The organism is Mycobacterium florentinum (assembly GCF_010730355.1).
In the GTDB taxonomy this organism is placed as follows: Bacteria; Actinomycetota; Actinomycetes; order Mycobacteriales; family Mycobacteriaceae; genus Mycobacterium; species Mycobacterium florentinum.
Genome location: NZ_AP022576.1, coordinates 5,337,917 through 5,353,405 on the forward strand (window position 1 = coordinate 5,337,917; position 15,489 = coordinate 5,353,405).

Here is a 15,489-nt window from a genome sequence, read left to right on the forward strand (position 1 = left end):
GCGGACCCTTCTACGGACCGAGAAATCCAACAATGCGCTGGTCTATTCGACACAAGCCAGTAATTAGATTAGCAATGGCTCGGGGGTGGCTGCTGCATCAGTTTGCTAACGGCCTGCGACCTTGCCGACAGGCTCTCAGGCCACTGATGTGGCCAGCGCGGTGTCGACCGTCGGATGCAGTGGCAAAACGCCGCCGAGATTGCACGCCTGGATGACGCGGGCGACGCCGGGATCGCAGCTCACCAGCCGCAATGCGACGCCGCGAGCGCGGCACCGCTCGGATTCGGCGGCCAGCACGGCGAACGCGCAGCAACCCATGAAATCAAGGCCGTTGATGTCGACGATGAAGGGACCCGGCGAGGTAGCGACCGCGGCCGCCTCCTCCACCAGCCGTCGCCAGGTGTGCTCGTTGACGGCGTCGACCTCGCCGCCCGCGCGGATGATCACGACCGCGCCGCTGCGCTGTGTCGCCGCCCGCAACGTGCTGTGTGGATCGCCCAGTTCGGAAACCAGCCGGGGGCTTAGCGCCACCCTGGTCACTGCCGACTCGACCGGAGCCAGGTTCATCGTGCACTCCTAACCGGCCACTTCAACGGGACCGCCCTGGACACCGGTGACGACATCCGTGTTCGGAGGGAAGATTCATTTCTATAGCAAGGCCGAAGGCCGCGTCTATAGTCCCGCCGTCGACCAGGACATAAAAGTGCGGGCGATGCTCAGTCCAGGATCAGGCCGAGACCGGCTTCTTGGCCGGCTTGGACACCTTCATCAGCTTCATCAGGTTGCCGCCCATGATCTTGGCGACGTCTTCTTCGGAGAAGTCGGTCAGCTCGTCGACGAAGGTGATCGGGTCCTTCAGGCCCTCGGGGTGCGGCCAGTCGGATCCGAACATGACCCGGTCGGTGCCGACCATGTTGACGATCTCGGTGAACCGGTCCTCCCAGAACGGGGTGATGTAGACGCAGCGCTTGAACGCCTCGACCGGGTCTTCACTGAACGACTGCGGCATCTTCTTGTAGACGCCCTTGAGGCCCTTGAACAGGTCCGGCACCCAGTCGGCGCCGTTCTCGATGGACAGGATCCGCAGCTCGGGGTTGCGGGACAGGGCGCCGTGGCAGACCAGCGCGCCCATCGCGTCCAGGATCGGGCGGTGGCCCATCGCGAAGCTGCGGAATGCGGTCGGTTTGAACGGCAGGAACTCGTCGCCGGGCTCCCACACGTTCGCGAATTCGGAGTAGCCGCTGTCCGAGGCGTGCATCGAGACCGGGATGTCGGCCTTGATGCAGGCCTGCCAGAACGGGTCGAATTCCTCCAGCCCGAACGACCGGCTGCCCTTGTAGCCGGGCACCGGCGCCGGACGAACGAGCACAGTGCGCGCACCGCGCTCCAGGCACCACTCGAGTTCCTCGAGGGCGCGCTCGACGATCGGCAGGGTGATCACCGGCGTGGCGAAGATGCGCTCTTTGTAGTTGAACGACCACTGCTCGTGCATCCACTCGTTGAGCGCGTGGATGACGTCGTGGGTCATCTCCGGGTCGTCCTTCATCCGCTCTTCGACCAGGCTGGCCAGGGTGGGGAACATCAGCGCGTAGTCGATGCCGAGCTCGTCCATCACCTCGAGGCGCGCGCCCGGCTCGCGGAAGGCGGGGATGGCCTTCATCGGCTCGCCCAGGATCTCGCGGTAGCTCTTGCCCTGGGCGCCGTTGCGGAAGTAGTCCTCCTGGGCGCCCGGCCGGGCCACCACCTCGAACGTCGGGTTGGGGATGTACTCGCTGATGTGACCGCGAACCACGATCTTGGTGCGCCCGCGCACCTGCACGTAGTCGATGACCCGCTTGCGGTTCTCCGGGAGGTACTTGGTCAGCGCCTCCTGCGGTTCGTACATGTGGTTGTCGGCGTCGAAGACGGGGAAGGAAAGCTCGCGCGAGGGCATAGCGATCTCCTTGAGGGCTGGATTCTCATTGGGTGGTAATGACGTTACCACTCGGGCGCAACAACATAAACCGGCGCTAGGTGTCCGTCCGAAGACCCTTCGGTGTCGCGCCGTTGATGATGGCGAAATTCACCGTCGCCGTGGCTGCGACCTCGTCGTCGCCATCGCCGTAGATGTCGATCTGCATGACCATCGCCCGCCGGCCGGCGCGCAGCATCCGGGGCACCGCGAACGCGGCGCCCTGCCGGATCGGCCGCAGGTAGCGAACGAACAGATCCGCGGTCGTCATGGTGGTGCCCGGCTGCAGAAAATCCAGCCCGTACTGTCCGCCCGCGACGTCGACGAGCGTGGCGATCAGGCCGCCCTGCAGCGCCCCGGACGTGTTGACGACGTGTGGACTCACCGGCATCGTCATCGCGAATTCGCCGTTGCGCGAGCCGGGGCGCATGCCGATCTGGGCGAACAGCTCCGCCAGCGATGGCGTGCCGGTTTCGTCGTCGACGTCCCGGATGCCCAACGCGCGGCTGCAGAAGTCGTACAGCTGGCCGGTGTCGACCGGCGTGCCGTTCAATTCGGCGCCCAGCCAGTGCAACCGCTGCGCGCCCATCATCGTCTGCATGACGATGGCGGCCGACGCGCCGACATCGAGCGCCGGGTTGAACACGCCCTCGGTGATGCCCTGCCCGACGATGTCGCGGATCAGTTGATAAAGGGGGGACAGCACGCGGGCGTATTCGCGGGGACGCGTATCGGCCAGATGCTGGTTGTAGAGGCCCAGCGCCCGGTTGAGGCTGTCCTGGGTGCTCGATTCCGGTTGCTGGCTGATGCGGTCGATCACCAGCTTCAGCGCCGCCGTGCTGTCCAGGCCGGAGGCCTCGGCGCGCCAGGTCAGCACCGACTGCGAAATGGTCCTGTCGAACAGAGCCAGAAGCAGTTCGTCCTTGCTGCTGAAATGCTGGTAGAAGGCCCGCAGAGAGGTCTTGGAGCGGGCGACGACCTCCTGCACGGTGAAGTCGGTGCGCCCGGTCTCGCGCAAGATCTCCACGGCCGTCTTGATGAAGCGGTCGCCGCGGGTCACTTCGGCTTCGTCGCTGGGGGCGGTCATGTGCGCTGGGTCCCCTTCCGTCGCGCGGGCGTGCGCTTTGAGAATGAGGTTACCGCGCGCACCATCGCGCCGTGCGGGGTCGGAGGTGGTCAGCGCGCCCCGGCCCGCCGTGGGATCGGCCCCAGGCCTATTCGGGGGTTGCGGCCTCGAGTTCGGACTCGGTCTGAGCCTCGGTCTCCGTCTCGGCCTCGAGTTCTGTCTCCGTCTCGGTGTCGGCCTCGGGTGACCGCTTCTTGAGTTTGCTGGCGAGCACCGCGACACCGCCGGCGGCAAGCAGCAGGGGCCATTCGACAACGGCGATCAGGCCGATTCCCGCGGCGACGACCGCGGTCCGGGGACGGATGTGGCCCTCCCGCATGCCGATGCGAATGTCCCTCGTCGTAACAACGACGCCCTCCGCGATCGCCGTCCCGATCTGGCTAACTGTCGAAATCGTTTGGTCGGCAACCGAGTTCGCTGATTTGGTGGCTCGTTCGATGAGCGTCACTGTGCCCTCCTAAGATTCGAATTGTTGTGCGTGTGGCCAATAATTTGTCGTCCGTTTGCTTTTCAGATTCTCTAAGTCGCGCTCTTAGATCCTCTTAGTCCCTACGGTGTAGCACGCACGTACTACTTCGATGAGTCGGCTGCGTGAATCTGCAATGTCAAAGTTAACTATCGCGAGAGGGCGTAACGCACACATATGGTCATCGAGCCGATCGTCTCGGGGCTTCGAATGGTGGTCGCGGGCGGCGTGGCCGCGGCAGCTGAGTTGCTAGGCGGGGACCGTCCCCGCCGCCGCTGGTCCGGCAATGGCCGGGGGTGGATCGAGCTGCGCATGCCCGACGAGGACCGCGCGTCCGAGTACACGACCGTCCTGAAGCGGACGATCGGCAGCACCACCGGCGTCGCACGCACCCAGGTGAACTGGCCGCTTTCGCGCCTGATCGTCGACATCGACGAAAACGGGCCGTCCGTCGACGATTTGGCCTTGATCGTGGAGGCAATCGAACGGGCCTTCACCGAGAAACCCGATCGAAACGAGTCATCCGATGTCGAAACGCCGACGCCGGCCCGGTTGCCGGTGATCGACATTCCCGGGGACGGCGCCGAGGTCGTCAACCGGATGAGCCTGCTCGGGGCCAAGGCGGTGTCGTTGGGTGTGACGACGATCTTGCAGGTGACGCGGATGCCCAGGCTGCCGCGCGCCTTCGCCGCCGCGACCACCTTCGCCGAGGCGCAGCCCGATGTACGCCGGGTGTTCGAGCGGGCCCTGGGCCGCGGGCGCGCCGACGCGTTGCTTGCGCTGGGCACCGCGGTCACCCAGTCGCTCGGCCACACCCCGTCGGTGATCGCCGCCGACATGTGCCTTCGGAGCCTGCGCCTCATAGAGGCGCTGTCGGCGGTCGAAGCCTGGAATGAGCACGAACCTCATCTGGCGCTGAGCGCGGGCTGCGAGGCGCATCCCGAAACGCGGCGGCCGCGGCCCGTGCCGGACACGGCGTCCGAAAACTACGCCCGCGCAGCAACCGCGGCGGGTCTGGCCGGCGCCATCGCGCTGACGGTCAGCGGCGGGGCCGCGCTGGCGAGCGAGGCGGTCATCGTCGCGGCGCCGCGGGCGCTCAACTACGCCCGCGAGTCGTTCGCCACCACGTTCTGCGCCGGCTTGAACCGCTACCACCACACCCTGGTGATGCGACCCGACGCGATCCGTCGCCTCGACGGTGTCGATGTGCTGATCGTCGAGCCCGCGGTGCTGATCGGTGAAACCCTGCGCGTCGCCGAGATCAGCGGCGTGGACGGAGAACTGCGCACCAAGGTGTGGCAGTGCGCCCAAACCGATGTCAACGACGGTCTGCTGGGTGCCGGCGTTCACACCGGGTGCTCGCTGTCACCCGCGCACGAGTTGCCGGAGCTGAGAGACCTCGAGGTCGTGGTGGCGCGCAACGCGGACCCCTACGCCGAGCCGCTGATGGCCGCGGCGCGTGGCGCCGATCTCAAGCTGGTGTCGGTGGATAAAGCCGATGCCGGGCACCTGCGTGGAACCTTCGACGAACTGTTGCCCGTCGAGGGCGACGACGTGGATCTCACCATCTACGGTGCGGTCCGGCAATTGCAGGCCGACGGACTAATCGTCGCCGTGGTCGGGCGTGACCTTCGGCTGGCCTTCGCCGCCGCGGACCTCGCGCTGGCGGTGTGGCCGGCCGGTCGGGCGGCACCGGCGTGGACGGCCGACGTCCTGATGCCGGATCTCAAGGTTGCCTGCCGGATCATCGACGCCATCCCGGCGGCGAAGTCGGCCGCGCGGCGCGGCGTCGAGTTGGCCGCTGCCGGAACGCTTCTGGGCTCGCTCACGCTGTTGCCGGGTGTTCGGGCCGCGGGCGTGCGGCCGAGCATCGCGGCCGCTGCCATCGCGCTCATTCCCGGATACGTGATCGGGCGGGGGGTGTCGATGCAGCCCGACCCGGCCGCCGCGGTGGACACCGAATGGCATGCGCTGGACGCCGATCAGGCGCAGAAACACATTCACGCGCTGTGGCCCGAGCTTGCCAATCCCGTCGCCGCGGCGGCGGCGGCTCAGGTTCCGAAGACGCGGATGCAGGCGCTGGCAGCCAGTTTCGCGGACACCAGTAAAGACGTCGTCGAGGCGATGTGGCACGAGATGCAGGATCCGCTCACTCCGATCCTCGCCACCGGCGCGATGGCGAGCGCGCTCGTCGGTTCGCCGCTGGACGGTGTGCTGGTCGGGATCGTGCTCGTCGGCAGTGCCGCGATTGCCGCGGCGCAACGGCTCAGCTCGGATCGTCAGCTGAACAAGATGCTCAGCGCCCAAACCCCGCTGGCCCGCGTCACCACGGGCGCCGATCAGTTCGAGCAGGTGCAGACCGAGCACCTGACGCCGGGGACCGTCATCGAGGTCCGGGCCGGTGAGGTCGTCCCCGCCGACGCGCGGGTGCTGAGCGCTGTTGCCGTGGAGGTCGACGAATCGTCGCTGACGGGCGAATCGTTGCCGGTGACCAAGAATCCCGCTCCGACACCAGGCCGTCCGCTGGCCGAACGCGCTTGCATGATCTACGAGGGCTCGATCGTGCTCGGCGGCGTGTGCCGCGCGGTGATCGTCGCGGTCGGCGACGCGACCGCCGCGGGCCGGGCCATGGCGCTGGCCCCGCGCCGCCGCGACGAGGTCGGGCTGCACGCGCAGCTGGCCGCGGTGACCGCAAAGGTGTTGCCCTGGACCCTCACCGGTGGTGTCGGCGTGATCGCCACCGCATTGCTGCGCGGCTCCGGAATCCGCGAGGCCGTCACCAGCGGCGTGTACTGCGCGGTCGCCGCGGTGCCGGAAGGCCTGCCGTTGGTGGCGACCTTGGCGCAGCGCGAGGCGGCCAGGCGCCTGACCGAGCGAAGCGTTCTGGTTCGGGCGCCGCGGTCGGTCGAGACCTTGGGTCGCGTCGAGGTGGTCTGCTTCGACAAGACCGGGACGCTCAGCGAAAACCGTCTGGTGGTGACAAACGTTTCCGCACAACCGGGTTTCGACGAGGACGTCATTCTCGAGCGCGCGGCGCTGGCCACTCCGGTGGCGGTCACCGCGCACGCTCCGCTGCAGGCGACGGATGCAGCCGTCGTCAATCGGGCCGGAAGCCAGCCGAAGCGCGACCGCGAGTTGCCGTTCCGCGCCGGGCGGGCCTACGCGGCCGGGCTGGACGGCGACACCCTCGCGGTCAAGGGCGGACCCGAGATCGTGCTCTCGGCGTGCGTCGAAGGCCAGAACGACGACCTGCGCGAGGAGCTGTTGGCGCACGTCCACGACATGGCCGCCCGCGGCCTGCGGGTGATCGCGGTCGCCGACAAGATCTTGACAGACGCCGACCTCGAGATCGCGGCGGATAGGGGTCTGGAACCATTGTGCCGCAACGGATTACGATTGTTGGGATTCCTCGGTATCACCGACACCCCGCGGGCGGACGCGCGCGAACTCCTGCTGGGGCTGGCCAAACGCGACATCGGTGTGCGGGTGATCACGGGTGACCACCCGGCCACCGCCCGCGCCATCGCTCGCGAGATCGGCCTCGACGTACCGGAAGACTGCATCATCACGGGCGCGCGCTGGGAGCGGTTGTCGATCGCCGAGCGGGCCGAGGTCGTCAAGACCAACGTGATCTATGCGCGGATGTCACCCGAGCAGAAGGTCCAGATCGTCCAGCAGATCAGCAATTCCGGGGTGGTGACCGCGATGGTGGGCGACGGCGCCAACGACGCCGCCGCCATCCGGGCAGCGGCCGTGGGCGTGGGCGTGTCCTCGCACGGCAGCGACCCGGCCCGCGGCGCCGCCGACGTGGTGCTGACCGAGGGCCGTGTCGGCAGCCTGTTGGAGGCGATCGAGGAAGGTCACCGGCTGTGGCAGCAGGCGCAGGCCGCGGTCGGGATGTTGTTGGGCGGCAACGCCGGTGAGGTCGCCTTCAACATGTACGGCACGATGGTCCGCGGCATGGCGCCGCTGACTGCCCGCCAGATCCTGCTGGTGAACATCCTGACCGACGTGTTCCCCACGACCGCGGTTGCGGTGAGCGCGGTTCGCAACATGCGAGCGCCGTCGGAGCGCGGCATCAACATCGACGATCTGATGCAGACCGTCGCCATCCGTGGTGCCGCCACGACCGTCGGCGCCAGCGCTTCGTGGAGCCTGGCCACCTTCACCCGCGCGGCCCCGCAGCGTGCGGCGACGGTCGGTCTGGTGGGCCTGGTCACCACGCAGCTCGGCCAGACGCTGCTGGATTCACGCGATCCGCTGGTGGTGAGCACCGTCGCCGGCACCTTTGTCGCGATGGCCGCCCTGATCACCACCCCGGGGCTGAGCCAGCTCGTCGGTTGCGTGCCGCTGGGGCCGCTGGGATGGATCGAGGGCGTGGCCCCGGCCGCGGCACTGACCTTGCTCACCGCCGCCAAGCCGGACCTGCTGCTCCGGATGGCGTCGATGATCGGCAAGCGCGTCTCGAAGTACGGCAACGAGGCCGACGGCGTCTTGACCAACATGGTGGGTTCGCTAACGACGTGGGCCCAGGAAATCCCGGGTATGGACAGTGGCAACGACGCCAAGCGCGACCGGGCGCCTCAACTGGAACTCACACCAGCCGGTTAACCGACGACACAACGGAGAGAGACTGACATGACCACGCTGGACCAAGACCAAAATGGCAAGGCCGAGGCGGAGATCGCCGACGAAATCGGTTCCACCGAAACCGATTCCGGCTCAGACGACCTGCACGACCAGCTCCACGACGAGTTGCATGACGAACTGCATGATGAGCTGCACGACGAGTTGCATGATGAGCTGCACGAAGAACTACATGAAGAGTTGCAGGATGAGCTCCGTGCCGGACCGACGTTCGCGCAGCGATGGGCCGCTTACGCCGAGGCGCACCCGAACTCCAAGCGGGCCCGTACCCTGCGCACCCTGCGGGAGCTGGAATCGCGGGCGATCGAGTTGCCGGTCATCGGAAAGTTCCACCGGCCCGACAAGCACGACATCATCTATGTCGCGGGGCTGGCGGCGCTGCTGGCGTTCGGGGCCGTCGAGCTGCCGATCGCGATCGTGGTGCTGGGCGGGCATGTGTTGGTCAAGCAGCACTCCAGCCGTTCGCTGGCGGCGGTCGGCGAAGTGATGGAAGACGTCTTCGGCCACCACATCTAGAACGGCGGCGGCTCGCCGTCAGGTGGGCGGGACGGTGCGGTGAGTTGTGTTGCAGCCGCGCATAACTCGCGAGCGTTGCGGTTCCGCCGTCGCTCGGCGGCGATGTAGTCGCGGCGGTAATTGGCGCGGGTGCGCCGCCGCCGCGGCATCATGGCGGCCCGGTCGGTGTAGCGGTCGGGCTCCACCGGCGAAGCTACCTCACCGGTGGGCGCGCACAAATCCGGAAACAGCAGTGCGCTGCCGGGAGCGGTCACATAGGTTTGCCCAGACGGCGATGTCCAGATCACCGTGCCGTCGGGCAGCTGTCGATCTCGCCATCCCCAAAACGTCTTGACCAAATGGTGAAAGCGGCACAGGCACTTCAGATTCGACGCGTGCGTACTTCCCCCTTGGGAGTGGGGGATGGTGTGGTCGAGATCGCTTCCGGTCGCCGGGTGGTCGCACCCGGGGAATCGACAGGTCAGATCGCGGCAGCGCACGAAATCGGCCAGGGCTTGCGACGGAACGTATCCGCGTTCGGCCGGTGCGTCGCCGGGGTGCACCAGCGGCCGCAGTCTCGCCGACTCGGCCAGTTGCGCGATCAGCTCGGCGGGGACAAGCACGTCGGTGCCGATGATCGCGCCGGGCTCGGGTGTGCTGCCGTCGACGGTGGACTGGTTGGCGACCACGTGGATGACCACGGGGCTCGGCACCGGTGTCGTGCCGGCGGGGCAGGTCGGCTGACCGCAGCGGCACTTTAGTCTGTCCGCCCCGGCTGCCAATGCGCCCAGGCCATCGGCGCGGCGCTGTTTGACGGTGCGCGGGTCTCGCTCGCACACGGTGCGCGCCAACGCATTCAATCGCGCGTCCACCCCGCGGGCGTCCGTGGTGACCAGCCTGCCGAAGACCTCGGTCAAGCCGTTGCCGGTGTCCCAGAGCGAGAACTCGCGATCCGCCTGCTGTTTGCTGGTGCGCCGAACCGCGTCGCGGTCCGCCGCCGCCACGACTCGATCGACCGCGGCGCCCAATCGGCCCCGAGTCATCGACGGCCACTGTCGCACCTTCGTTGCGAGTTTGGCGTCGACCGTAGCCATGACCTCGGGGTCGGTAATCAGGTCGGTGCGGTAAACGATCGTCTGGAACGTCGAGTAACTGATATCGCCGGCGCTCAACGCGGCACCGATGCGTGGCAGCCGATTTCGCATCGCGCGTGAATAGTTCAGGTAACTCGATGCCAGCCCTTGGCTGATGTGCAGTGCCGCGGCCACCTCCGCGGAGATCGCATCCCACGTGTCGGTTGACCAAGACTCGCGTTCCCCGCAGGCTCGCAGCCGCAGCAGGTCGAGTTCGCCGATCGCCTCGAGCCGCGCGCCGGCCGCCCGGTTCTCCGCACGTGACGCCGCGCGGATCCGATCGATGACCGACGCGGCGGCATCGTGTCGAGGCTCGAACATGCATTCGATCATAGTGCGCCGGTCCGACATTGATTCTGTTAAACGGGTTCGGGTGAGGATGGTCTTGGCCGTTCGCCGGTGACATTCATGTCGTGGAGGTGAATCGACCGGATCGGGCGGCCCGCCGGCGGCAGGGCAAGTCCGATCCGCTGGACGCCTACGCCGCTGCGCGGGCGGTGCTGGCCGGTCACGGTCTGGCCGTTCCCAAGGACCCTCAGACCAAAGCTCTCAAGGCGCTGCTGGTCGCGCGTCGCGGCGCGGTGAAGGGCCGCACCGCGGCGATCCAGCAGGTCAAAGACCTCCTCGTTACCGGACCGGCTGACCTGCGTGAGCGTTACCGCCGCTACACCACCACGTGCAGACTGCTGGCTGCACTGGCCCGATGCCGACCGGCCGCACACGACGACCCCGTCACCAAAGCGGTGCTCACTGCGTGCAAGGCCCTCGCCCAGCGCATCGAGGTCCTGCCATGCCAGATTGACGAGCTGACCAAGGAGGTTGACGCGCTGACCAACGCACTGAACCCGGCACTTCGCGCCGCTTGCGGCGTCGGCCCTGACACCGCCGCCCAACTGCTCATCACCGCTGGCACCAACGCCCATCGACTGCGTTCGGAGGCGGCATTCGCGATGCTGGCCGGTGTCGCACCCATTCCCGCATCGTCAGGGAAAACCACCCGCCACCGGCTCAGCCGCGGCGGAGACCGCGCCGCCAACAACGCGCTGCACCGCATCGCCCTCGTGCGTTGGTCCCACGACCCCCACACCCGCGACTACGCGGCCCGCCAACTGGCCGCCGGCCGATCTAAGAAAGACGTCCTGCGGCTGCTCAAACGCGCCATCGCCCGCGAGATGTTCAGACACCTCACCGCACCATGTCCGATCGACGACTACAGCGACCTCAGACCCAGCAGACAAGCCCAGAACATCACCCTCACGGCAGCCGCACGACAGCTGGGAGTGTGGCCCACCGAGATCTCGCGCCTGGAGCGCGGCCTCAAACGCGATGACACCCTCGCCACCAATTACCGTGCCTGGCTCGCCACACAAAACATCGACGCCGCTTGACGCCATAACAGAGATAGGAGCATCAGGTGCTAGCCGCCCCCGGGCGGCGGGCTGCGCCGCGCCAACGGGGACGATGGCGAATTGGGCGACACACGGGTCGAAGGCGTTCGAAGACCAAGATGGTCCGCGACGCTGGACGAGGCGCTGAATGCCTGACGTCTGACTAGCGGCAGGTGCGCCTTATGTGCGCTAGGAGACGATCTCTGTCCGTAATGATGTCGAGTAGGTACACCGCCGGCACGAGGACAATGTCTGCCGGCAGTCGGCAGCTGTGCTCAGCGAGGATCTCGGGGGTTTTGTTGAAGCCGTGCGTTGTGTTCCGAAGAGCGTTCCACAGATGCGTGAGCCGCGATTCCGTGGTTGCGTTGGGGTTTGGGCTGGAGACGATGAACTCGTCGGCGACCTGATCTGCTGCCTCCAGAGCACGATAAGCCGGTGCCATGATCAGGGGCTTGATTCGGTCTGGGACGTGTTCTTCAATTTCCTCGATAGCTTTGCGAATTCGCGACGGCAGCATGAGTTGGCCGATACCACCGCTCCCCATGATGCTGTCTCCAAGGATGTCCATGGCTTGATACATCAGCATCAGTTGCGCTCCTTGATCGCGGGGATGGCGAAGGATTGCGCCAACGCGGGCGACGAGCTGCTCGAAATTGAGCATCCAGCGCTGATGCGCATCGGGTAGGTAGAAATCGTTGGTATCGACGTAGGTAACGGGTGTGAAGATGTCGCGCAGCGTGTTGTTGATCCGTCCAGCCCACCAGTCGACGGCCTCGGAGAATGCGGCCTTGTGTAGCTGGGTCTCGTCGAGAACTTTGGTGTCGAAGTCGTGTGCCGGGTTGTGGTGCGTGAGTATTTGTAGCGCGTCGCGTTGGTCGCGGCTGGCCCCTAAACCATTTCCACCGATCACTCTGCCGAACGTGTAGACGATGACCTGACCGGTTCGAGGTGCTGCGATGCCCCACATTGATGGGGACATGTTGGCGAGCAAGGGCACGAAGTAGTGGCCGCCGAATATGGGGCCCTCCAGGAGCGCCTCCGTCGACCGAAAAGCCAATTTATCTGGGTTTGCTTTCGCGGTCGCAATGACTTCGGCCGCAGTGTGGTGTTTGAGCAGGAGAAAGAATTGAGTGAGCTTTGTCCAACGGTAGGCGAATGGGTCGATCCGGATGTCGTGAACTGAATACCGAGGAAACAGCGGCTCTGTCGACCCGTCGTCGTGGGTGAGGGGTATGTCCGCGAGCGTTTCGCTGCCCCATCTGATTGCGTCTGGGACTTGGTGGTCAGGAACGGCGATCAACGTCGTGGTGATCCGTTCGAGCCTGGACGCGAGAGTTGGATGCGCGTCGAGCTGTTGGGTGAGCTTTCCGAACTCGCCAAACAACTCGCGAGGCATCCCGCCAGGGGATTCTGGGGTAGGTGCCTTTGAGACCTGGAATCTACTGCGTTTGAGTGCTGGACCGTGGAGGACTTGCGATTCAACGAGATCCGTTCGGCCAGCGGCTACCTCCCACACTGTGTCGGAGCCTGTCGGCGCATTTACGACAAACAAACCGCAGTGGTCAATGAGCCCTGCTGGGTCCCCGCCGAACATCTCCCGTGGCAAGTCGATCTTCATTGACATTGATGCCTCCGTGGGGCCCTATGGTCTATCTAGGAGCCGGTGATGGCAGCGCCCAAGGGTCGTCGCTTCTGAACCACCCATCCCTCGCGGTGCCACTGCACAATGGTTGCGGCCAGGGTCACCACGGCACGTCCCTCTTCAAGAGACGGCGTGCGCTTCGGTCCGCTTGCTCCGCCGCCGTGCCGGTCGTGGTTCGGCCACATCAACCGCAGCATCGCGACGAGCGGCGAGACATCGTGTGACTGATCGCTTCCGGGAAGGATCATTCCCCACTGCGTACCCTGCTGTCCGCCCAACTCGCCGATCACGTTACTTAGGGTTGCTTTGCTATTGTTCGGCACGACAACAGGAATCAAGATGTCCTCGATCGCTTTAATAGCGTGGTCCCAGGCGTCAGAGGGATTGCCGTTGCGCCCAAAGGCATTCGACCACGCTTCTCTCAGCTCCTTCGTCGCTTCATCAGCCGTCGACGTCGCGGCGTTGAAGGTAGATTGGGCCTCGTCGCTCACAACCTCGGTGAGCGATACTCGATCATCGGCCACCCGCCAGACCGAAGCCCCAGACTCCAAAACCCGCTGCAACGCGGGCCAGTCATTGTGGGTCTCGCCCCAGACGTTTAGCGCCGCATCAATGAGGTCTAGAAAGATATCGTCGTCCTTCACGCCTTCCGCCAACAACGCCGTCATGAGGTGCTGCCTCGAATTCCGGGCACCGACGTCGCTTCGTATGCGAGCAGCAAGTTCCTGCATTTTGTCTTCTGCCCAGGCGCCGCTCAACGTCCGCCCCCGATACCCACAGATGCCCTGAAACCAGTGCTCGATTCCTCCCAAGATGTGGTCGGGCCCGCCGTTATAGGGACCGTCCGGTTTCGCACCGCGGGACCTCTGTGAAAGCGGTTGCCATGGCATTTGTTCAGCATACTGTGATGCGTCTCGGACGGATCCGGGCTTGAGCCGATGGTCGCGCTATTCCCAAAAGTGCCTTCGCCTACCGCCTGAATGGTAACGAATACGCTTACACGACAACTAAATATGCGTCGCGTGCGACGATGCGACCGTGAGAGAGACCGGCCACGGGCCGCAAATCGATCGTTCTCACGTAGTGGCCCAATGTCCCCGGCTGAGCCCCGGTGCTAGCCTCCCCGGGCGGCGATCATTGCCGAGCGATTGACCTTGGTCGCCGCCGTGCGGGGGATCGCGTCGACGAACTCGACCGTCTTGGGCGCCTTGTAGGGAGCCAGCCGGTTCTTGGCGTACTCGATCACTTGGGCCTCATCGAGCGACGCGCCGTCGGCGGCTTGCACCACGGCATGCACCCGCCGTCCCCACCGCTCGTCGGCAAGCCCGATCACGACCACGTCGGCGATGTTGGGGTGGCCGGCGAGCGCCGATTCGACCTCTGCCGGAAAGACATTGGCGCCACCGCTGACGATCATGTCGACCCGGCGGTCGACCAGGTAGAGGAAGCCGTCCTCGTCGAGATGGCCGATATCGCCGGCGGAGCGAAACCCGTCCTCGGTCGACGGCAGCGGCGGCGCCCCGCCGAGATAGCGATACCCCGCGCTCATCGGTGCGCGCAGGTAGATATCACCGTCTTGACCGGTGGGCACCGGGTTCTTGTCGGCATCCAGAATCCGGATCTCGGTGTCGCGGAAGCCGCGTCCGACGCTGCCGGGGTGCGACAGCCACTCGTCGCCGCGCAGCGCGGTGAGCCCGAGATTCTCGGTCATGCCGTAGGCCGTCACGATCCGCTCGGGGCTCAGCAGTTCGAACCAGGTATGCAGCAGCGAGGGCGGCATTACCGCGGCGCCCTGCAAGATGAACACGACGGTGGACAAGTCGCGCTGCCGGACGTCGGGCCGCGCGGCGATGCGCGCCAGCATCGTCGGCGTGGCGGTGAAGTTGGTGATCCGATAGCGCTCGATCACATCCAAAACCAGTGCCGCATCGAACTTTTCGAGTATCACCAAGTGGTTTCCGCCGAGCAGCATCAGGAAGGTGGCGAAGCCGTTGGTGTGGTACATCGGCGCGGGCACCATGATGGTCTGCGGCATCTGCACTGGTGCCCAGTTGGTGATGAACGGTTCGCCCTGCTCGGGAATCCACAGTGACGGAGCCAGGTTCAGGATCACCTTGGGCACCCCGGTCGATCCGCTGCTGCAGATCCCGTTTGCGGTGGGGGAGACGGCTTCGGGCAGCGGGTCGTCGGACTCGTCCGCCGCGCGCGCGTCCAGCTCCCATCGGGTCTGCTCGTCGACGACGACGGCGGGGTCGATCACCGCGCGCACCCGATCGCGCTCCCACTCCGGCAGGTCCCAGTGCATGGGGATCGGGACCGCGCCGATTTTCCAGCACCCCATGGTGGCCAGCACCAGGTGCACCGAGTTCGGGATTGCCAGTGCGACAAGGGAACCCGTCTGCGCTCCGGCGCCCGCCAGGGCCCGCCCCCATTGGTTGGCGCGGGCGTCGAGCTCACCGAAGGTCAGCGCCGCCGCGGTGCCGTCGAGCGCGACAACCGTGACGGCCGCCGTGTCGCGCTGCTCTTCGGCGAGGCTGGCAAGTTTGGTGCCGAACGGGACTCCGTCCGCGAACGGGTTGGGCGTCACCCCGGCTGTGGCGGACTCTGTGCTCATTGGCGCCGCTCTCCCCCGCAAGCGGGA

Annotated in this window: 11 protein-coding genes; 3 read left to right on the forward strand and 8 right to left on the reverse strand. The window is 66.1% G+C overall.

Translation table 11 applies throughout. From position 1 onward, the window contains the following. Window positions 1-135 precede the first annotated feature (135 nt). The 4 genes from G6N55_RS25365 to G6N55_RS25380 all read right to left on the reverse strand — a co-directional run bounded on the left by G6N55_RS25365 (window position 136) and on the right by G6N55_RS25380 (window position 3,525). Window positions 136-567 (reverse strand): anti-sigma factor antagonist, encoded by a 432-nt coding sequence (locus G6N55_RS25365; RefSeq protein WP_085220836.1) that lies wholly within the window; start codon window positions 565-567, stop codon window positions 136-138. Between the two features lie 160 nt (window positions 568-727). Further along, complete coding sequence (locus tag G6N55_RS25370) at window positions 728-1,933, reverse strand: amidohydrolase family protein (RefSeq protein ID WP_085220835.1); 1,206 nt, start codon at window positions 1,931-1,933, stop codon at window positions 728-730. 76 nt (window positions 1,934-2,009) lie between these two features. Further along, window positions 2,010-3,038 carry a hotdog fold thioesterase gene (locus tag G6N55_RS25375; protein WP_085220834.1) on the reverse strand — a complete coding sequence of 343 codons (1,029 nt, stop codon included), beginning with the start codon at window positions 3,036-3,038 and terminating at the stop codon, window positions 2,010-2,012. 127 nt (window positions 3,039-3,165) lie between these two features. Next, a complete protein-coding gene (locus tag G6N55_RS25380) occupies window positions 3,166-3,525 on the reverse strand; it encodes a hypothetical protein (RefSeq protein ID WP_085220833.1) in 360 nt (119 codons plus the stop codon). Window positions 3,526-3,720: 195 nt separating this feature from the next. Here G6N55_RS25380 and G6N55_RS25385 point away from each other — a divergent pair, with 195 nt between their 5' ends. Together G6N55_RS25385 and G6N55_RS25390 are read left to right on the forward strand one after the other, a co-directional pair. Continuing rightward, window positions 3,721-8,154: a cation-translocating P-type ATPase gene (locus G6N55_RS25385; protein WP_085220832.1), complete on the forward strand. Its 4,434-nt coding sequence runs from the start codon at window positions 3,721-3,723 to the stop codon at window positions 8,152-8,154. Window positions 8,155-8,181: 27 nt separating this feature from the next. Next, window positions 8,182-8,706 carry a hypothetical protein gene (locus G6N55_RS25390; protein ID WP_085220831.1) on the forward strand — a complete coding sequence of 175 codons (525 nt, stop codon included), beginning with the start codon at window positions 8,182-8,184 and terminating at the stop codon, window positions 8,704-8,706. Here G6N55_RS25390 and G6N55_RS25395 read toward each other — a convergent pair. Further along, a complete protein-coding gene (locus G6N55_RS25395) occupies window positions 8,703-10,139 on the reverse strand; it encodes an HNH endonuclease signature motif containing protein (protein WP_232078830.1) in 1,437 nt (478 codons plus the stop codon). The genes G6N55_RS25390 and G6N55_RS25395 overlap by 4 nt on opposite strands. A gap of 92 nt (window positions 10,140-10,231) precedes the next feature. On the opposite strand from G6N55_RS25395, the gene G6N55_RS25400 reads away from it, so the two are divergent. Next, complete coding sequence (locus tag G6N55_RS25400; protein WP_232078831.1) at window positions 10,232-11,206, forward strand: transposase; 975 nt, start codon at window positions 10,232-10,234, stop codon at window positions 11,204-11,206. A gap of 163 nt (window positions 11,207-11,369) precedes the next feature. Here G6N55_RS25400 and G6N55_RS25405 read toward each other — a convergent pair whose 3' ends face one another. From G6N55_RS25405 to G6N55_RS25415, 3 genes are all read right to left on the reverse strand, one after another. After that, window positions 11,370-12,602 carry a hypothetical protein gene (locus G6N55_RS25405; protein ID WP_139826714.1) on the reverse strand — a complete coding sequence of 411 codons (1,233 nt, stop codon included), beginning with the start codon at window positions 12,600-12,602 and terminating at the stop codon, window positions 11,370-11,372. Between the two features lie 257 nt (window positions 12,603-12,859). Beyond that, on the reverse strand, window positions 12,860-13,516 hold the full coding sequence (locus tag G6N55_RS25410; protein WP_139826713.1) for a hypothetical protein: 657 nt from the start codon (window positions 13,514-13,516) through the stop codon (window positions 12,860-12,862). Window positions 13,517-13,962: 446 nt separating this feature from the next. After that, window positions 13,963-15,462 (reverse strand): class I adenylate-forming enzyme family protein, encoded by a 1,500-nt coding sequence (locus G6N55_RS25415; protein ID WP_085220827.1) that lies wholly within the window; start codon window positions 15,460-15,462, stop codon window positions 13,963-13,965. Window positions 15,463-15,489 lie beyond the last annotated feature (27 nt).